This window comes from Streptococcus australis, assembly GCF_040226615.1.
In the GTDB taxonomy this organism is placed as follows: domain Bacteria; phylum Bacillota; class Bacilli; order Lactobacillales; family Streptococcaceae; genus Streptococcus; species Streptococcus australis_E.
In genome coordinates this window covers 386,511-405,935 of the sequence record NZ_JBCOAT010000001.1, presented here as the reverse complement: position 1 = coordinate 405,935, position 19,425 = coordinate 386,511, and the positions used below count along the sequence as shown (strand labels likewise).

Genomic DNA, 19,425 nt, shown 5'->3' with positions numbered 1-19,425 from the left:
AAACGTGCAAAACAGATGATTCTGAATTGAAAAATGAGGAAATATGATATACTAAACTTATAAATTGAAACGCTTTCGAATACTGGAGGAAAGAAATGAAGAAATTTAAAAAATGGCAAATTATTACAGCGACAGGTGCTGCAATAGCAGTTGTAGGAATGGGGAGCTGGCTTGCTTTTGGAAAATCAAGTAGTGGCCCTGAAGAAATGGTCGATATAACACCTATGGTACAAACCGTGAAAGAAGGTTCGATTGCTTCCTCTGTTCTATTGACAGGTAAGGTCACAGCCAATCAAGAACAATATATTTACTTTGACGGAACCAAAGGAGATTTGCAATCGATCTTAGTGAATGTCGGGGATCAAGTAACCGCTGGCCAAGCTATTGTTCAATATAGTAGTACAGAAGCGCAATCTGCCTATGACGCGGCGGTACGTGCGGTCAATAAGGCAGATCGTCAATTGAACGATCTCTTGACCAATGGAGTGACCATTGATACAACAGGGGATGAGGAAGCAGATAGCAGTTCGGCCTCTCAAGCCCAACGCTCCTTGGATACACAAGTGGGAGATTTGCGCGATGCTCGTGCGGATGCAGTAGCCAATATGGAAAAAGCCAAGGCCTTGTTGGATGCTACAACCGTAAAAAGTAGTACAGATGGAACGGTTGTAGAAGTCAATAAAGATGTTTCAAAATCAACAACAGGAACCAACCAAACTCTTGTTCATATCGTCAGCAATGGAAACCTTCAAGTAAAAGGAGAGTTGTCTGAATATAATCTAGCCAACATTTCAGTTGGCCAGGAAGTGACCTTAACCTCCAAGGTCTATCCTGGGAAAAAATGGACTGGAAAGATTAGCTATGTAGCTAACTATCCGACGGATGCAGGTCAGGCAGGTGCAAGTGCTGCAGGTTCTGGACAAGGAACAGGAGGAGCCAAATATCCGTTTACTGTAGATATTACGAGTGAGATCGGCGATTTGAAACAAGGTTTCTCTGTCAATATTGAAGTAAAAAGTTCAACCATCCATCCCTTAGTTCCTGTGACAAGTGTCCTATCGGATGGCGAGCAAAGCTATGTTTGGACCATTGAAGCTGGTAAGGCTAAAAAAGTTATGGTTACCTTAGGAAATGCAGATGCAGAAAATCAGGAAGTCTTATCTGGCTTGAAGAAAGATGCGCAAGTGATCATCAACCCTTCTGGAGATTTGGAAGATGGGAAAGAGGTCGGAAAATATGACAAAATTGATTGAGCTGAAAAATATCAATAAAAGTTATAAAAATGGAGATCAAACCTTACAGGTATTAAAGGATATCCATTTAGAAGTAGAAGAGGGAGAATTTCTAGCCATTATGGGACCTTCTGGTTCTGGGAAATCTACTCTAATGAATATTATTGGCCTTCTCGATCGTCCGACTAGTGGTGAGTACAGATTAGAAGGGGAAGAGGTTGGGAACCTCAGTGAGAAGAAGTTGGCTCAGGTTCGCAATGAGCAAATTGGCTTTGTCTTTCAACAATTTTTTCTCCTATCAAAACTTAATGCCTTTCAAAATGTCGAGCTCCCCTTAATTTATGCAGGAGTGAATCCTTCCAAACGAAAGGAATTAGCCGAACAGTTTTTAAAGAAAGTTGAGCTAGATACGCGGATGCACCACCTTCCTTCTGAATTGTCCGGAGGGCAAAAACAACGGGTGGCCATTGCCCGGGCTTTGGTGAATCATCCTTCTATTATCTTAGCGGATGAACCAACAGGAGCTCTTGATTCCAAAACCGGCGAACAAATTATGGAGCTTTTGACAGCACTCAATCAAGAAGGGAAAACCATCATCATGGTAACCCACGAAACGGAGATTGCTGCCTATGCCAAACGTCAGATTGTCATTCGAGATGGAGTGATATCATCGGATAGTCGCAATGAAAGGAGGGCCTGATGCAGAACTGGAAATTCGCCATTAGTTCCATTATGGGACATAAAATGAGATCTTTCTTAACCATGGTAGGGATTATTATCGGGGTTGCCTCAGTCGTTGTCATCATGGCTCTCGGAGATGGGATGAAAGCTGGAGTGACCAAGACCTTTACTAAGGATCAACAGTATGTTCAGATTTCTTATTCCGCCCGAAAGAGTGGCTACATGACTGGTTTTAATCTTGGCCCAGAACCTGTCTCAGAAGAAGGCGGCGCTGAAGGTGGTGGGGAAGGTGGCGTCGCAAGTGAAGAAGACCAAGGAATGTCACCACCAGCTGGCTATGGAGAGGAAACTAGCGAAGATGTTGATAATCCAATCCTTGAAACCCCTCCTGTTGTCCAAGAAGAATGGGTCAAAGAACTGACCAAGATTCCTGGGGTTGATGGCTACTATGTTGGTAATACAGCCAATGCTACTATCTCCTTTCAGAAGAAAAAATCTGAAGGGGTGAATATTATGGGAGTCAATGATACCTATTTCTCTGTTAGAAAATTTGAATTGGTTTCAGGAAGAAAACTAAATGCCTCAGATTACCAGAGTTTTTCTCGGGTCATCATGCTGGATGAAGGCTTAGCTTCGACCTTGTTTGGAACGGAAAGTGCTCTCAACCAAGTGGTTGCTGTCGGAGACAATAACTATCGGGTGGTAGGAATCTTCAAGGATCCAAATGCTGGATCTGCATTATATGGGGCTTCTTCTGGAGGAAGTGCCTTGATGGCTAATACCCAAGTAGCTTCAGAATTTGGAACAGAAGAAATTTCTACTATTGTGGTGCATATCCCGGATGTCAAACAGATTAAACCAACTGGAATCGAAGCAGCGAAAAAATTAACCGAGCTATCAGGAGTTCGCCAAGGGGAGTTCCAAATTTTTAATATGGATAGTCTCTTAGAGCAGACCAATCAAATGCTCAGTATTATGACAACAGTCATTGGTGCGATTGCAGGAATTTCCCTTCTCGTTGGTGGGATTGGGGTCATGAATATCATGTTGGTTTCTGTGACTGAGCGGACACGTGAAATCGGTCTAAGAAAAGCACTTGGAGCTACTCGTAGCAAAATCTTGATTCAATTCCTCATCGAATCAATGGTCTTGACCATGATGGGAGGAATTCTCGGTTTGGGATTGGCCTATGGTGTCAATGCTCTCATCGCCACAGCTGCTGCAGGTGCTCTAGAAGGGCCTCCAGTCGTCTCCATGTCAGTGGCTATTGGAAGTATCATCTTCTCAGCTTGTGTCGGAATTATCTTTGGTATCCTACCAGCTAGCAAGGCATCAAAACTAGACCCAATTGAAGCCCTCCGCTATGAATAAGGTAGAATGACTTGAATGATGGATTGGGACAATCGTCGTGTTCCCTTCTGAAATCTAGGAATGTGATAGGAAAGGTAGCAAACTCCCTTTCCTTCCATTCCTTTTTTCATTTTTCCTGCTCAAGAATAGTGTATTTCCCTGGTAAATATGATAAAATAGGGGAGAATAACTTAGGAGGTTCCAAATGACTACTGAACATATGGAAGAATTAAATGACCAGCAGATTGTCCGTCGCGAAAAGATGGCGGCCCTTCGTGAACAAGGAATCGACCCATTTGGAAAGCGATTCGAACGTACTGCAGATTCTGGTCAATTAAAAGAAAAATATTCAGAATTAGATAAAGAACAACTTCATGACTTGAACGAGACAGCTATTATTGCAGGCCGTCTCGTGACCAAACGTGGAAAAGGGAAGGTTGGTTTTGCCCACCTTCAAGACCGTGAAGGTCAAATCCAAATTTACGTTCGTAAAGACGCGGTTGGCGAAGAAAATTATGAAATTTTCAAAAAGGCTGACCTTGGAGATTTCCTTGGTGTAGAAGGAGAAGTGATGCGGACAGACATGGGTGAGCTTTCAATCAAAGCTACTCACATCACTCATTTATCTAAAGCACTTCGTCCCTTGCCTGAAAAATTCCATGGGCTTTCAGATGTGGAAACCATCTACCGCAAACGCTACTTGGACTTGATTTCTAACCGTGAAAGCTTTAACCGCTTTGTAACTCGTTCAAAAATCATTTCAGAAATCCGTCGTTACTTGGATGGTCAAGGCTTCCTTGAGGTAGAAACACCTGTCCTTCACAACGAAGCTGGTGGAGCATCTGCGCGTCCATTTATCACTCACCACAATGCCCAAAACATTGATATGGTCCTTCGGATTGCGACTGAGCTTCACTTGAAGCGCTTGATCGTTGGTGGAATGGAACGCGTCTATGAAATCGGACGTATCTTCCGTAATGAAGGAATGGATGCTACCCACAACCCTGAATTTACCTCCATCGAAGTCTACCAAGCCTATGCTGACTACCAAGATATTATGGACTTGACAGAAGGCATTATCCAACACGCTGCTAAAGCCATTCATGGGGATGGTCCAGTTAACTACCAAGGAACTGAAATCAAGATCAATGAACCCTTTAAACGGGTTCACATGGTGGATGCCATCAAGGAAATTGCTGGCGTTGATTTCTGGAAGGAAATGAGCTTTGAAGAAGCAGTAGCCCTTGCCAAAGAAAAACATGTGCCAGATGAAAAACACTACACTGAAGTAGGTCACATCATCAATGCCTTCTTCGAAGAATATGTGGAAGAAACCTTGACACAACCAACCTTTGTCTATGGACACCCTGTAGCTGTATCTCCATTGGCCAAGAAGAATGATGAAGATCCTCGTTTCACGGATCGTTTTGAGCTCTTCATCATGACCAAGGAATATGCCAATGCCTTTACAGAATTGAACGACCCAATCGACCAATTGGAACGCTTCAAAGCGCAGGCACGCGCCAAAGAATTGGGAGACGATGAAGCGACTGGTATTGACTACGACTATATTGAAGCTCTTGAATATGGTATGCCACCAACAGGAGGACTCGGAATCGGTATCGACCGTCTCTGCATGCTCCTTACTGATACGACTACTATCCGTGACGTATTGCTCTTCCCAACTATGAAATAAGCTAAAAGAAAACACTGATCACAAGATCAGTGTTTTTGAATGTATACAGACTATTGTTTTACATAAGACAACTAGATGATTTTCAAAAAATATCTTTTATTTTTTTGTTATTTAAGAAGATTAAAAACTTTCCGCAGTGAGAAAAGTTCCTGAAACTAAATTGTTTCAGGAACTCGGGAGTTTTGGAACCTTAGGTCCAAAACTAAGTCATGGAACTTCTTCGAAGTTCGCTGACGTCCGCATTCACCTAAGGAAAGTTTCTAAGTGAACTTTGCCTCTATTCTAAAACAATTATCTTGCAATCAGTGTTTTTAAGTCTCCAAATAAGAGGTATCATTCCAAGTTTCTAAATAAAAGTGCTCAAAATCATCTGTTGTCAAAATGGTCACACTAGCATTGTTGAGGCCACCGTTTTTACGGAGTTCCTCTGCTTTATAGCCAAGTAGGGTCCGAATGGAAGCTGTTAAATTCGCCCCATGTCCAACGATAAGAACGGTATCGAACTCTTTTCCTTTCAGGCTTTTCACAAAATCACAGGTACGCTTGGTTGTTTCAGAAACGGATTCTGCCTCAAATAGGTCGTGATGGAATTGTGATAGATCGTGTCGGAAAGCCTTCATTTCCTCAGGATAGAGAGCTTTCAACTCCACAATTTTTCCACCTTCTAGCCTACCAAGCTGCCATTCCCGTAGAGCAGGAGTCTCTTGGAGGGAGGTAGGATGCTGATTTTGCTTGAGGAGGATTTGAGCAGTATGGACGGCTCTAGGCAAATCGCTTGAATAAGCCGCATCAAAGCGTGTTTGAGATAGATGCCGACCCAAGGCTTCTAACTGCTGTATGGAAGATTCTAAAAGCGGGGAGTCGCCGTTTGCCCCTTGGATACGGCCCTCCTCGTTCCACTCAGTGCGTCCATGACGGACAAAATATAGTTTCATAGTAGTTTTATCCTTTACTCGACCAAGTCCTCGAAGCTAGCCTTGACCAAATCAGCTAAATCTTGCGCCTTGATTTGAATACTGTGACCAACTTCACCTGCAGAGACAATCATCTGATCAAGTTGCAAGGCAGATTGGTCAATGAAAATGGGGTAGTTGTGTTTTTGTCGAATGCCAACAGGATTATTGGCCCCGTGAACATAGCCTGTTGTTTTTTCTAAATCTTTCTGTGGAATCATACTGACTTTTTTATTGCCAGATAGTTTGGCCAATTTTTTCTCTGACAAGTGCGCAGAGATGGGAACAATTCCGATAACAGGACCAGTTTTATCACCTGTAAGGGCCAGTGTCTTATAAATTTGCTCAGTCCTAATCCCTTCTGGAATCATTCCCTTAAGGGCATTAATTTGTAGTCCTGTATGGGGGATTTTTGCTTTTTGTAAGATTTGTTCAACCAATGTTTTTTTTACTTTTTGTTTTTTTGCCATCTTACTGTTGTCTTTCTCTAAATTTTCTAATATTATATCATACTCTTTGAGTTGCAGTTTAAGAGAAAAAGAGGCGTCTGCCTCTTTTAATTCTTTTCTACTGTAAATAGTTTTCGGTAGATTTTTTCTTGATCTTGTGTAGGTGCAATCTGGTTTAAGTCCAAGTAGTGGGTGAAGCCATTCAATTGCCCCTGAGAGGTGTACTGGTGAAGATCATACTCATCATCAGTAGATGGAGCTGCATTGTAATAGCCATCATCATACCCATAAGTTGGAATCCAGAGGGCGGTAAATTTATCAGTGGAGATACTATGTTCTTCCATGAAATAGGTCCCAATATAGATTCCGATATTTTTGGCTCCCAATGATGCTAGCTTGGCACGGAAGGCTTCCACTCCAGCGTTCATATCACCCATGGTTTTTTCTTCTACATCCAGCCAATAATAGGTTGGTTTGTATTTTTTGGATGCCTGATAGAACTCTTCTGCTTCCTTTTCCATTTCTTTCTTGTCCTTGGCAGCTACGTAAGCATATACCGCAACTGGAATATCTCGTTTTTGAAACTCTTTAATATGAGTTTCGTATGATTTGTCTATTCCATTTAAATAAGTCGCAGCATTTTCTTTTTTAGCTTGAGCGCCACTATGAACGCGAACAATGACTCCAGAAACATTCTGTGCTAAGAGATCATAATCAATCTCGCTTGGCAATTGCCAACCAGAGATGTCAATAATTGGTCGATTCAAAAATTCTTGATCTAGTTCTTCTACTGAGTCAGAAGAAGAACTAGATGGGAGTTTTGATTGATTGGTTTTCTTTGCCTCTTGTGTAGTCTTGCTTCTAGCAAGTTGATTCCTTTGAATATCTGCTACTGTTTTAGAAATGAGCAGAAAGGAAAAGATGCTTAGGAAAAAGACGAAGAGGACAATTGGTTTAATCCTTTTTCTCATACAGAATCATTTTACCGCAAAAGATGGAAAAAGGCAAAACAAAGGGTCTGAAAGCGCAAAAACAAACGATTGTCGTAAAAATGCGGATTACTTTTTTGGACTAAGCTAGTAGGAGGAAAAAAAAGGGCTAGACTGATCTGATTAATCCTCTATGACAGGTGAAAACCGAATCTTATTTGGTATTTCCTTTTTTTTACTATTGAAAGGTGATATAATGAAGACTGAAAATTAGAAGTATGGGTGTTACATGAAATTAGAAAAACGTCATTTTTTAAACTATTCAATCCTGATTCCGTACCTCCTTTTGTCAATATTAGGATTGATTATTGTCTACTCGACAACGAGTGCATTAGCCATCCAAAAAGGAGTTAGTCCTTTTGGGATGATCAAAAGCCAGGGAATCTTTTTTGTTCTGAGTTTGGTTACCATTCTCTTTATCTATAAGGTAAAATTGAATAACCTTAAGAAAAAGGCTTTCATTGGGATTGTTATCATTGCGGAGACGATCCTTCTCTTGCTATCGCGTTTTATCACAGACACGGTGAATGGGGCGCATGGGTGGTTGAATTTTGGAGGTTTCTCTATTCAGCCAGCTGAGTACTTGAAAATTATCCTAGTTTGGTATTTGGCCTTAGTTTTCTCTAAAAAGCAAGAAGAGATTCAGCAATATGATTACCAGGCACTTACCCATAATCAATGGATTCCTCGTGATTTGGCAGATTGGCGTTGGATGGTGCTCTTCTTGATCGCTATTGTAGTCATCATGCCAGACTTAGGAAATGCGACCATTCTCGCACTAACAACTTTAATCATGATTAGTGCAAGTGGGATAGCCTACCGCTGGTTCTCAAGCTTATTAGCTATGCTAGTGGGGGGATCGACTGTTCTCCTTTATTCCATTAAGTTAATTGGGGTTGAGAGATTTTCTAAAATCCCTGTTTTTGGATATGTAGCGAAACGTTTCAGTGCTTTTTATAACCCCTTTAATGATTTATCAGATTCTGGACACCAATTGGCCAATTCCTATTACGCCATGAGTAATGGGGGCTGGTTTGGCTTAGGTCTTGGAAATTCGATTGAAAAGCAAGGGTATTTGCCAGAAGCACATACAGACTTTGTCTTTTCGATCGTCATTGAAGAACTTGGTTTTGTGGGAGCTAGTCTCATCTTAGCCTTGTTGTTCTTCTTAATTTTGCGTATTATTCTTGTGGGGATACGGGCTAGAGATCCATTTAATTCGATGATGGCCATCGGTATAGGAGGGATGCTTCTGACTCAAACCTTTATTAATATTGGTGGGATTTCTGGGTTGATTCCTTCGACAGGGGTGACCTTCCCCTTCCTATCACAAGGAGGAAATAGTTTGTGGGTCTTATCTATTGCGATTGCCCTTGTCTTGAATATTGATGCGAGTGAAAAGCGCGCCCGGGCTATTCAAGAGGCCCCTTCTTACGAGAAGCCTCAGAAAATCCAAAGCTATTACTAAACCGGAGTGAGTAAAGAAAGGAGTTATCATGACTTTACAAAAACTAGAGAGCTATACCAACAAAGAGATTATCAAAGAAGAAGTTGAGATTTTAACCACTATTTTAGAAGACATTGCTAAAAATTTGGTGAGTCCAGAAACCTTTGATAAGATTCTTGAATTGAAAAAACTATCTGTCTCAAAAGACTATTTAAAATTGGATCAAATTGTTAGAGAGCTATCGAATGAAGAGATGATCGTGATTTCTCGATACTTTGCCATTCTCCCCTTATTGATTAATATCTCTGAAGATGTCGATTTGGCTTTTGAAATCAATCATCAGAATAATGTGGGACAGGACTATCTAGGGAAACTATCGTCAACCATCCGCCAGGTGGCTGAGACTGAAAATGCTCAGGAAATTTTGGAACGCCTCAACGTGGTACCAGTATTGACAGCTCATCCGACCCAAGTGCAACGGAAAACCATGTTGGACCTAACCACTCAGATTCACAGCCTTTTGCGCCAACACCGGGATGTAAAAGCAGGCTTGATGAACGAGACCAAATGGTACAATAATTTGCGTCGAAATATTGAAATTATGATGCAAACCGATATGATCCGTGAAAAGAAACTCAAGGTAACAAATGAGATTACCAATGTCATGGAATACTATAATAGTTCCTTCCTTCAGGCTGTTCCTAACTTAATGTTGGAATACAAACGTCTTGCCAAGGAGCAAGGGATCGAGTTACAGCAACCTAAACCGATTACGATGGGAATGTGGATTGGTGGAGACCGGGATGGGAATCCTTTTGTAACTGCTGAGACCTTGAAGCGATCAGCTACCATTCAAAGTGAAGTTATTCTAAACTACTATATTCAGAAAATATCTAGCCTATATCGGAATTTCTCCCTTTCTACCAATCTTTCAAAAACCAGTCAAGCGGTTGAAGAGATGGCGGCCCGTTCGAGTGATACCTCTGTCTTTAGAGAGAAGGAACCCTACCGTCGAGCCTTCCATTATATTCAATCCAAATTGGTCCAAACCTTATTGAATATTAAGGAATGGTCAGTAGTTGGCTCAACAGTAGATGAGCGCCATCCGATTGAACGTCTTCTCGGTGCTCACACCCATCAACAAGGAGTGGTTTCCGATTATATTGGTACCCGTATCAGTGGTGCTATCCAAGAGTTGGCAGAAGATCGTCCTCCTTATTACGAAACAGTTGAAGAATTTAAACAGGATTTGACCCTGATTCAAGAATCATTGATTGAAAATAAGGCAGAGGCTTTAATCTCAGGTGAGTTTGCTGAGTTATTAGAAGCAGTAGAAGTCTTTGGATTCTTCTTGGCTTCGATTGATATGCGTCAAGATTCGAGTGTCCATGAAGCCTGTGTTGCAGAACTTCTCAAAGAAGCTGGAATCAATGACCATTACAGTGATTTGTCAGAAGACGAAAAGTGCGACTTGCTTTTACAAGAGTTGTTAGAAGATCCTCGGATTTTATCAGCTACCCATGCAGAAAAATCAGAATTGCTTGAAAAAGAATTAGCTATTTTCCAAACAGCGCGTGAATTAAAGGATCGACTTGGTGAAGACGTTATTCGTCAAACCATTATTTCTCATGCAACCAGTGTATCTGATATGCTTGAGTTGGCCATCATGTTGAAAGAAGTAGGACTGATCGATAAAGATGGTGCACGTGTGCAAATTGTTCCCCTCTTTGAGACAATTGAAGACTTGGACCAATCTGAAGACACAATGAGAAAGTATCTATCACTTCCAATTGCTAAACGCTGGATTGCTTCTAAGAATAACTACCAAGAAATTATGCTTGGTTACTCAGATAGTAACAAAGATGGTGGTTATCTATCTTCTTGTTGGACTCTTTATAAGGCCCAGCAACAATTAACAGCGATTGGCGACGAGTTTGGTGTCAAAATTACCTTCTTCCATGGCCGTGGGGGAACGGTTGGTCGTGGGGGTGGTCCAACCTATGAAGCCATTACCTCACAACCATTGAGATCCATTAATGACCGCATTCGTTTGACGGAGCAAGGTGAGGTCATTGGCAACAAATATGGGAACAAGGATGCAGCTTATTACAACTTGGAAATGTTGGTCTCTGCAACAATTAACCGGATGATTGCTAAGCAGAAGAGTGAAAAGAGCATGTCCGATCAGTACAATGAGATTATGGACCAGATTGTCAATCGTAGCTACGATATTTATCGTGAACTGGTGTTTGGCAACGAACATTTCTATGATTACTTCTTTGAGTCCAGTCCCATTAAAGCGATTTCTAGCTTTAACATTGGTTCCCGTCCAGCAGCCCGTAAAACCATCAAAGAAATTGGTGGCCTGCGCGCTATTCCGTGGGTCTTCTCATGGTCACAAAGTCGGGTGATGTTCCCTGGTTGGTACGGTGTTGGTTCTAGCTTTAAGGAATTTATCGATGCAGACCCTGAAAACATTGAAACCTTGCGTTATATGTACCAAAAATGGCCATTCTTCAAGTCACTTCTTTCAAACGTAGACATGGTACTTTCAAAAGCCAATATGAACATTGCTTTTGAATACGCCAAGCTATGTGAAGAAGAGGAGGTTCGTGACATTTTCAATATTATCCTGGATGAATGGCAATTGACTAAAGATGTTATTTTACAAATTGAGGGTCATGATGAACTCTTGGCTGAGAACCCTTATCTAAAAGATAGTTTAGATTATCGTATGCCATACTTTAATGTTTTGAACTATATCCAATTAGAATTAATTAAACGCCAAAGACGTGGTGAATTGCCTGCAGATCAGGACAAGTTGATTCATATCACAATCAATGGTGTCGCGACAGGATTGCGTAATTCAGGCTAAAAAATCGGAACGAGAGTTCCGATTTTTTTCTACTTAGAAGCAGAAGAGATAGGGGATTTAATGGGATATTTTTCAAAGCTCGATCAAGATCTTTCTGTCAGATGGAAAAATAAAAGATTAGAAAAGGAATAATTAAGAAAATATAGGTAAAAGGCTTGCAATTTCATCTAAAATTAGATAGAATAGTAAGGAAAGTTAGACTGTATTGCCTACTGTCTATCTATAAAATATATTTTATTGGAGGCTTTTACTCAAATGGCAAAAGAAAAATACGATCGTAGTAAACCACACGTTAACATTGGTACTATCGGACACGTTGACCACGGTAAAACTACCCTAACTGCAGCTATCACAACTGTTTTGGCACGTCGCTTGCCTTCATCAGTTAACCAACCTAAAGACTATGCGTCTATCGATGCTGCTCCAGAAGAACGCGAACGCGGTATCACCATCAACACTGCACACGTTGAGTATGAAACTGAAAAACGTCACTACGCTCACATCGATGCGCCAGGACACGCGGACTACGTTAAAAACATGATCACTGGTGCTGCCCAAATGGACGGTGCTATCCTTGTAGTAGCTTCTACAGATGGACCAATGCCACAAACTCGTGAGCACATCCTTCTTTCACGTCAGGTTGGTGTTAAACACTTGATCGTCTTCATGAACAAAGTTGACTTGGTTGACGATGAAGAATTGCTTGAATTGGTTGAAATGGAAATCCGTGACCTTCTTTCAGAATACGATTTCCCAGGTGATGACCTTCCAGTTATCCAAGGTTCAGCTCTTAAAGCTCTTGAAGGTGATTCTAAATATGAAGACATCATCATGGACTTGATGAATACTGTTGATGAGTACATCCCAGAACCAGAACGCGATACTGACAAACCATTGCTTCTTCCAGTCGAAGACGTATTCTCAATCACTGGACGTGGTACTGTAGCATCAGGACGTATCGACCGTGGTATCGTTAAAGTCAACGACGAAATCGAAATCGTTGGTATTAAAGAAGAAATCCAAAAAGCGGTTGTTACTGGTGTTGAAATGTTCCGTAAACAACTTGACGAAGGTCTTGCAGGGGACAACGTTGGTGTGCTTCTTCGTGGTATCCAACGTGATGAAATCGAACGTGGACAAGTTATTGCTAAACCAGGTTCAATCAACCCACACACTAAATTTAAAGGTGAAGTTTACATCCTTTCTAAAGAAGAAGGTGGACGTCACACTCCATTCTTCAACAACTACCGTCCACAGTTCTACTTCCGTACAACTGACGTAACTGGATCTATCGAACTTCCAGCTGGAACTGAAATGGTAATGCCTGGTGATAACGTGACTATCGACGTTGAGTTGATCCACCCAATCGCCGTAGAACAAGGTACTACATTCTCAATCCGTGAAGGTGGACGTACTGTTGGTTCAGGTATGGTTACTGAAATCGAAGCTTAATTCGATCTAGTTCCCAGATTAACAATTATATAGACAGACAGAAAACCCCGTGAAGACGGGGTTTTTATTATGTTAAAAAGCAAAATGAGCTTGTGCAACCTTTCATTATGACGAAAATTATGGTAAAATAGTTAGTATAAAATTAGAAAAACGAGGTATGTGAAATGTCACGTAAACCATTTATTGCTGGTAACTGGAAAATGAACAAAAACCCAGAAGAAGCAAAAGCATTCGTTGAAGCAGTAGCATCAAAACTTCCTTCATCTGATCTTGTTGAAGCTGGAATTGCAGCTCCTGCACTTGACTTGACAACTGTTCTTGCTGCAGCGAAAGGTTCAAACCTTAAAGTTGCTGCTCAAAACTGCTACTTTGAAAACGCTGGTGCTTTCACTGGTGAAACTAGCCCACAAGTTTTGAAAGAAATTGGTACAGACTACGTAGTCATCGGTCACTCAGAACGTCGTGACTACTTCCACGAAACAGACGAAGATATCAACAAAAAAGCAAAAGCAATCTTTGCAAATGGTTTGCTTCCAATCATCTGTTGTGGTGAGTCACTTGAAACTTACGAAGCTGGTAAAGCTGCTGAATTCGTAGGTGCTCAAGTATCAGCTGCTTTGGCTGGCTTGACAGCTGAGCAAGTCGCTGCATCTGTTATCGCTTATGAGCCTATTTGGGCTATCGGTACAGGTAAATCAGCTTCACAAGACGACGCACAAAAAATGTGTAAAGTGGTTCGTGACGTTGTAGCTGCTGACTTCGGTCAAGAAGTTGCTGACAAAGTACGTGTTCAATACGGTGGTTCAGTGAAACCTGAAAACGTTGCAGAATACATGGCTTGTCCAGACGTTGATGGAGCTCTTGTAGGTGGTGCATCCCTTGATCCAGAAAGCTTCTTGGCATTGTTGAACTTCGTAAACTAATGCAGAATAAAAAAGGCGAGAGACTTCTCGTCTTTTTATTGTCTTAAAAGAGAGTGGGACAGAAATCGGTAATTCGTTAGAATTTGATTTCGTCGTCCCACCTCCGCACAGTTGAGTAGGGCTCTAAAAGCTGATGAAATCAGCGTAGTAGAGCCCACTCAACCACTGCGTCTTGCTCGACAATCCAAAGACAATTAAGAGGCTAGGACTTTTGTCCCAGCCTCTTTGTTTTTTTATGAGCGTCCTAAGATTCGTTTGATCAAGGACAAGGCTTTAAATTTCAGAGGATTTGGGTAATAACGGAAGGTTCCCATCTTACGAACGATATAGCCATTGAAGTTTTGTTTAAAACGAAGAACGCCGTCTGAACCGTCGAAGATCCCTTGAATACCAAGGAAATTGTATAAGGTGATTCCTTTTTCTAGTGCACGCTTCATGGCATGGTATTGAATCAAGAAGGCTGCAGAGAATTTCTGATATTTGGTATACGAACCACCAAACAAATAGGTCACTTCTGATGGATTATAGATGATCAGGGCACAGGCCAAGGGTACTGTTTCAACCGTTTCGTCCGCCAAGGTCTCCCGGACAATTGTCTTTTGTTTCTCTAATTTTTGCAATTGTTGCTCATATTGTTTGGATGAAGGATTGAGCAAGGAAATCTTCTGGTCTAAGTAAGCGATTGCATCTGCTGTATTGATTTCAGCAATGAGAAATTCTGCTTTGTCTCCAAAGGTATCATAGAGATCGTAGTAGTAGTCCAGGCTCTTGTCTTCAAAGCCTTGACGTTTTCCAGTTTCCTCAATAATTTGTTTAAACTGAGGGATCTCATCTCTACTAATATTTCGGATGGAAATGTCATAGTTAAGGGCAGTCGTAATATTACGGCTACAGTTTTTGTTGAAGGATTTTAGGAGAGATTTCGCATCATAATCAGTTAGGTCTTTCAGATAATGCCAAACAGGTTCTCCTCCTGGATAGCCTACTTGTAAGCCATCAAATTGATAGCCAAGATCCAGTAATGAATGGAGAAGTTGTTTTTGCTCTTCTTCGGTCGGGTTTCCATTGCTATCGAAAACTTGATAGTGGTCATAAGGTTTTAAAATAAATTCGATACCACCATTTTCTTTTACATAATCCTGCAATGCTTCGTAAAAATCTGGTAGGTAGCGAGCATCCGTCACGATTGGTCCACTATTGATTTCGTAATGCAAGCCTCCTGTCATGGGTAGGCTATATAAAATGGCAGAGATAGCTAATGTTCCTTGCTCTTTCCATCCAATATATTGAATAGTTGCGCCTCTTTTTTGAAGCAAATCAGCCATTTCAATACTCTGTAAAAAAGAGTGATTGGAAGTAGTAAGAGAGTGTTGGTAAAATTCTTCCCTACTAATAATATTGAATGTCATAGGTCACCTTACTGTTTATTTCTTAGTTTTTTTCGTAATTGATAGGCCTTGTTAACAAGGGGATAAAGAATACTTGTTGGGAGGTTGAATTCGCCAACAAATTCTTCGATCATTGGATTAAATTTTGACTTGAAGTGGTAGAGTCCTCCATCTAAATGGTTCTCAACTCCTCCCATATTTTGCCAATCAGCTCCACGGTCAAAGGCATGCTGGGCTGTTTCATACCAAGTCAAAATAGCTGGTTGATAACGGCGGAAGTTCTCATCCATCCCTGCATAGACATTCTCTGAAGTGCCTCCAAATTCAAGAGTCAAGGTTCCAGAAAGAGAAACGATTTCTTGGCCGTCTTTTAGCTCTTGATTGAGAAATTGGATTTCTTCTTCCAAACGTTCTTTTTCTTGACGGTTGTTGTCAATCTTGCCTGGTTTTGTTTTTTCGTTAAAACGACTAGCTTCTGCTTGATTTTTTTCCAGTTGCTCTTTGAGTGAAGCAAGGCGTTGAGCCAAGTTAATTCTTGATAGAGTGATGTAAGATTGTCCTGCATAGGTTGTTAGCAGTTTCTCATAATAGTCTTTTCCACGAAGATGGATACCTTTACGAGCCTCTGTTTTTTTCATTAGAGCTGCAAATTCGTCTAAGAGTTCAGTGCCTCCAAAGATGACTTCGACTCCTTTATTTCGGGCGGTCCGAATGGCTTGCTTGGTGGATTTAGACAGTTGGTCCTCTGTGAAGTATTCCTTGTAGATATTGGCCTGGAAACGTGGTTGAATGGTTTCCCCCATATCTTCCGTCCGACCAACCCATTCCACTCCACATTCTTTTAAAGATTGGATAATCTCTAAAGTAGCCTCTTGATCCTTTGCCTCTTGGCCAATTAACCCTTTTCTAAGGAAAAGAGAGGGATCAAATTTGGCGAAAACAGCTCGCTTACTTTTAGCATATGTTTTGATGGATTGGAGCATAAAGGACACTAATTGGCTATTTTGGTAATCCATTATAGGTCCACGTGGGATATAGAGCATAGTAAAACCAAGTGGGAGTGGTTGGATTAAAATACTTGCAACTGCAACTAGTTTTTGATCTTGGTAAATCCCAAGGCGTTCATTGCCCCAGTTATCTTTGATCTTTGCCCAATCTGAGCTTTGAAGCAAATTGGTTTGGGGGCTATTTTTAACGAATTCATCATGTTCTTCGGCTGTAATACCGATTTTATAACTATACATTAATGGAGTACCCACTTTCTAAGGGCGTAAGCGACACCCGACTCATCGTTGGAGCGCGTGACGACTTTAGCGATCTTTTTTAATTCAGGACTGGCATTGTCCATTGCTACAGGGAGACCAGCAACCTCTAGCATAGCCTGGTCGTTTTCTTGATCTCCGACCGCCATCACTTGGTCCGGACTTAGGTTTAACTTGGACGCTAACTGTAAGAGGGCTTGACCTTTATTTACTGTCTTAGGTAATATCTCAAGGTAAAAAGGTGCGGAACGCACAATCGTAAATCGATCGTAAAAATTATCCGGAATAGCGGAGAGGACCGTTTCTAAGATGTCTGGTTCATCGACATACATACACTTGAGAACCGTATGGTGCTCCATTTCTTCAGGAGTCCGATAGAAAAGATCCGAGTGGACCAATTTGGCTTCATGGACGGTATAGGTACCAATGTTACGATTAGCTGTATAAATGCCAGACTTGGTACTAGCGTGCATAGGAACAGCCAACTTACGAGCTAGCGCTTCAATATCCAAATAATCGTTGTAGGAGAGGTGTTCTTCATAGAGAGTTTCACCAGTGTGGGCGTCTTGAATCAGTCCCCCATTGAAGGTGATGACGAGGTCACCTGGTTGATCCAAATGAAGTTCCTCCAACAATCGAAGGACACCAGAACGAGGACGACCAGTTGCTAAGACAACATGAACCCCTTGAGCTTTGGCATCTTGGATAGCCTGGAAAACTTCGGGGGTTACTTGGCCGTCAGACGTTAAAAGGGTTCCATCGATATCCAAGGCAACAAGTTTAATGTTCATGTTTCTCTCCTGTGAAGGTATCGTTAATAATATAGGACTGGAATAATTGTAGTTGAGGTGTAAACAAGCTATTTTCAAGCAACATTTCTTTCGGGAAATAGAAGCGGTTATCCCCTTGTCTACTACCAGCTAAGGAAGCAACGATAGGAGAGAGTAAGGATAGCTCAGCTAATTTACCATCCTTTTGGATGATCTCAATTTGAGTACGAGGTTTTTCTGAATCTGGTCGGTAAACGTCGTAAGGAAGGTCAAAGTTTCGATGGATAGCTGTATAATAGATCGGATCAAAACCAACCTCTTGAATCAGTTGTTTGAGAGCAGCTAATTGTTTTTCATCCTTATCTTGAAAGAGAATGGATTTGAAAACCTTGCGATTGATAAAACGCTGGGCCAAATCAGAGAGAACAGAATCAGGACTCTCCATCCAAGATTGAAAATAGGTATTCATGACGCCGTCGTCCAAAGCCAAGTAATCGGCAAGGTTCACTTGGTGTTCAAAGAATGGAATCAAGCGAGGTGAAGTCGCGTGAAAGAACTCCTTGTGCGTAGCATAGAGATGACGTGCTCGCTTGAGTAGGTTTTGCAATAGGACTTCCATTGCTCTAGTGGCTGGGTGAAAGTAGACCTGCATATACATTTGGTAACGAGAAACAACATAATCTTCAACCGCATGCATCCCATTGACCTGAAAGGCAATCCCGTTTTCTACTGGACGAATAACACGCAAAATACGAGTTAAATCAAAGTTCCCGTAAGAGGCACCAGTGAAGTAGGCGTCTCGTAGAAGGTAATCCATGCGATCGACATCAATCTGACTAGAGATTAACTGCACCACCTGTTTATTAGGGTAGGTGTGGTCGATAACACTGGCTACCTTTTGAGGGAAGTCTGGTGCTACTTGAATTAATACCTGGTAGATTTCTGTTTCAGGACAGGTAATAATTTCCTGGGTCATTTTTTCATGATCTGTATCAAATAGCCCTTCAAAGGTATGCGAATAAGCACCGTGTCCGATATCATGGAGCAAGGCGGCAACCATGGTGAGAAGGGATTCGCTTGAGTCCCATTGGTCGGTGTATTTCTCATCAAAGATTGATAGGATGCGCCGAGCAATTTCATAGGCTCCTAGACAGTGCGAAAAACGACTATGCTCGCCCCCATGAAAGGTAAACCCAGAGGTTCCTAACTGTTTGATGCGACGTAGTCGTTGAAATTCTTTTGTATTAATGAGCTTGTAAATGACTGGGTGATCCACGTGAATATAGTTGTGCACAGGATCCCGAAATACTTTTTCATTCATGCCTCTATTATAGCAGAAAACGGCCTAAATTGGTATCGAGAGATGGTTGCAATAGCAAAAAGAAAGAAGTTTTTGGTAAAATAAAGGAAAGAGGGAAAGGATGGGAACTTTTGAAGATTAGAATACAAAATCAGATTCAATTTGATGATCAAGTGGAAGTGATGGACCAATATTACGAAGGGGAATGGAAGGAAAGAGGCGGCTATCACTATCTGCTTTACGTTAACGAAGAAGGCGAAAAAGTCGCTTTGAAATTTCATGATCAAGAATTGACCATGACGCGCTTTTCAACGCCAAAATCCATCATGAAATTTATAGCTTCAGAGAAAGGTCATGCGCTCATTCCAACTCCCCTAGGCATGCAGCAGTTTGTGATTGATACTCAGGAATATAGATTGGAGCAAAATAGGCTTGGTTTGTCCTATCAGTTGTTAACGGCAGACGGAAGTCAACAGTTTGCGACCTATCGATTAGAAGTGACATGGGAAGACTAGTTTATCAGTAGTTTTTCTTGATTTTTTTACGAGTTGTGGTATAATGAAACCACTCAAGGGAGTAGCTGGCGGTTAACCGCGATAGTGTCGTCATTACGAATTATTTCCGGCACTATATTAAACAGCGAGACTTTTTTTTTAAA

At 41.4% G+C, this 19,425-nt stretch carries 16 protein-coding genes; 9 read left to right on the top strand and 7 right to left on the bottom strand.

Features of this window, described 5'->3' with window-relative positions; genetic code table 11:
• Positions 1 to 95: 95 nt before the first annotated feature.
• The 4 genes from ABT997_RS01940 (at position 96) to lysS (ending at position 4,959) form a co-directional block, all read left to right on the top strand.
• Positions 96 to 1,253, top strand: coding sequence for an efflux RND transporter periplasmic adaptor subunit (locus tag ABT997_RS01940; RefSeq protein WP_270285295.1), 1,158 nt, complete (start codon positions 96 to 98; stop codon positions 1,251 to 1,253).
• Positions 1,237 to 1,932, top strand: coding sequence for an ABC transporter ATP-binding protein (locus ABT997_RS01935; RefSeq protein ID WP_023023871.1), 696 nt, complete (start codon positions 1,237 to 1,239; stop codon positions 1,930 to 1,932). Before ABT997_RS01940 ends, ABT997_RS01935 begins: the two co-directional genes overlap by 17 nt.
• Positions 1,932 to 3,284: an ABC transporter permease gene (locus ABT997_RS01930; protein ID WP_306474678.1), complete on the top strand. Its 1,353-nt coding sequence runs from the start codon at positions 1,932 to 1,934 to the stop codon at positions 3,282 to 3,284. Before ABT997_RS01935 ends, ABT997_RS01930 begins: the two co-directional genes overlap by 1 nt.
• 184 nt (positions 3,285 to 3,468) lie before the next feature.
• The gene (gene lysS / locus ABT997_RS01925; protein WP_350018601.1) at positions 3,469 to 4,959 is read left to right on the top strand and encodes a lysine--tRNA ligase; all 1,491 of its coding nucleotides are present in this window, start codon (positions 3,469 to 3,471) and stop codon (positions 4,957 to 4,959) included.
• 311 nt (positions 4,960 to 5,270) lie between these two features.
• Here the strand turns inward: lysS and ABT997_RS01920 are convergent, their stop codons facing one another.
• The 3 genes from ABT997_RS01920 to ABT997_RS01910 all read right to left on the bottom strand — a co-directional run bounded on the left by ABT997_RS01920 (position 5,271) and on the right by ABT997_RS01910 (position 7,332).
• Complete coding sequence (locus ABT997_RS01920; protein WP_350018600.1) at positions 5,271 to 5,894, bottom strand: histidine phosphatase family protein; 624 nt, start codon at positions 5,892 to 5,894, stop codon at positions 5,271 to 5,273.
• 14 nt (positions 5,895 to 5,908) lie between these two features.
• Positions 5,909 to 6,382, bottom strand: coding sequence for an aminoacyl-tRNA deacylase (locus ABT997_RS01915; RefSeq protein WP_270308800.1), 474 nt, complete (start codon positions 6,380 to 6,382; stop codon positions 5,909 to 5,911).
• A gap of 86 nt (positions 6,383 to 6,468) precedes the next feature.
• Positions 6,469 to 7,332 carry a GH25 family lysozyme gene (locus ABT997_RS01910; protein WP_270285299.1) on the bottom strand — a complete coding sequence of 288 codons (864 nt, stop codon included), beginning with the start codon at positions 7,330 to 7,332 and terminating at the stop codon, positions 6,469 to 6,471.
• 247 nt (positions 7,333 to 7,579) lie between these two features.
• Between ABT997_RS01910 and ftsW the strand changes: the two genes are divergently transcribed.
• The 4 genes from ftsW to tpiA all read left to right on the top strand — a co-directional run bounded on the left by ftsW (position 7,580) and on the right by tpiA (position 14,047).
• On the top strand, positions 7,580 to 8,818 hold the full coding sequence (gene ftsW, locus ABT997_RS01905) for a cell division peptidoglycan polymerase FtsW (RefSeq protein WP_270285300.1): 1,239 nt from the start codon (positions 7,580 to 7,582) through the stop codon (positions 8,816 to 8,818).
• A gap of 28 nt (positions 8,819 to 8,846) precedes the next feature.
• Positions 8,847 to 11,672, top strand: a complete 2,826-nt coding sequence (gene ppc, locus ABT997_RS01900; protein WP_350018599.1) for a phosphoenolpyruvate carboxylase — start codon at positions 8,847 to 8,849, stop codon at positions 11,670 to 11,672.
• 255 nt (positions 11,673 to 11,927) lie between these two features.
• On the top strand, positions 11,928 to 13,124 hold the full coding sequence (gene tuf, locus ABT997_RS01895; RefSeq protein ID WP_061564186.1) for an elongation factor Tu: 1,197 nt from the start codon (positions 11,928 to 11,930) through the stop codon (positions 13,122 to 13,124).
• Positions 13,125 to 13,288: 164 nt separating this feature from the next.
• Complete coding sequence (tpiA, locus tag ABT997_RS01890; protein WP_023027078.1) at positions 13,289 to 14,047, top strand: triose-phosphate isomerase; 759 nt, start codon at positions 13,289 to 13,291, stop codon at positions 14,045 to 14,047.
• Positions 14,048 to 14,280: 233 nt separating this feature from the next.
• On the opposite strand, the gene ABT997_RS01885 is transcribed toward tpiA, so the two are convergent.
• The 4 genes from ABT997_RS01885 to ABT997_RS01870 are packed head-to-tail and all read right to left on the bottom strand — an operon-like array spanning position 14,281 to position 18,788.
• Positions 14,281 to 15,456 (bottom strand): aminoacyltransferase, encoded by a 1,176-nt coding sequence (locus ABT997_RS01885; protein ID WP_306474791.1) that lies wholly within the window; start codon positions 15,454 to 15,456, stop codon positions 14,281 to 14,283.
• Positions 15,457 to 15,464: 8 nt separating this feature from the next.
• A complete protein-coding gene (locus ABT997_RS01880; RefSeq protein WP_023027076.1) occupies positions 15,465 to 16,679 on the bottom strand; it encodes an aminoacyltransferase in 1,215 nt (404 codons plus the stop codon).
• Positions 16,679 to 17,488, bottom strand: a complete 810-nt coding sequence (gene yidA, locus ABT997_RS01875) for a sugar-phosphatase (protein WP_154853404.1) — start codon at positions 17,486 to 17,488, stop codon at positions 16,679 to 16,681. The genes ABT997_RS01880 and yidA overlap by 1 nt, the downstream gene beginning before the upstream one ends.
• Positions 17,478 to 18,788, bottom strand: a complete 1,311-nt coding sequence (locus ABT997_RS01870; protein WP_350018598.1) for an HD domain-containing protein — start codon at positions 18,786 to 18,788, stop codon at positions 17,478 to 17,480. Before ABT997_RS01870 ends, yidA begins: the two co-directional genes overlap by 11 nt.
• Positions 18,789 to 18,898: 110 nt before the next feature.
• Between ABT997_RS01870 and ABT997_RS01865 the strand changes: the two genes are divergently transcribed.
• On the top strand, positions 18,899 to 19,282 hold the full coding sequence (locus ABT997_RS01865) for a YwiB family protein (protein WP_129821899.1): 384 nt from the start codon (positions 18,899 to 18,901) through the stop codon (positions 19,280 to 19,282).
• Positions 19,283 to 19,425 lie beyond the last annotated feature (143 nt).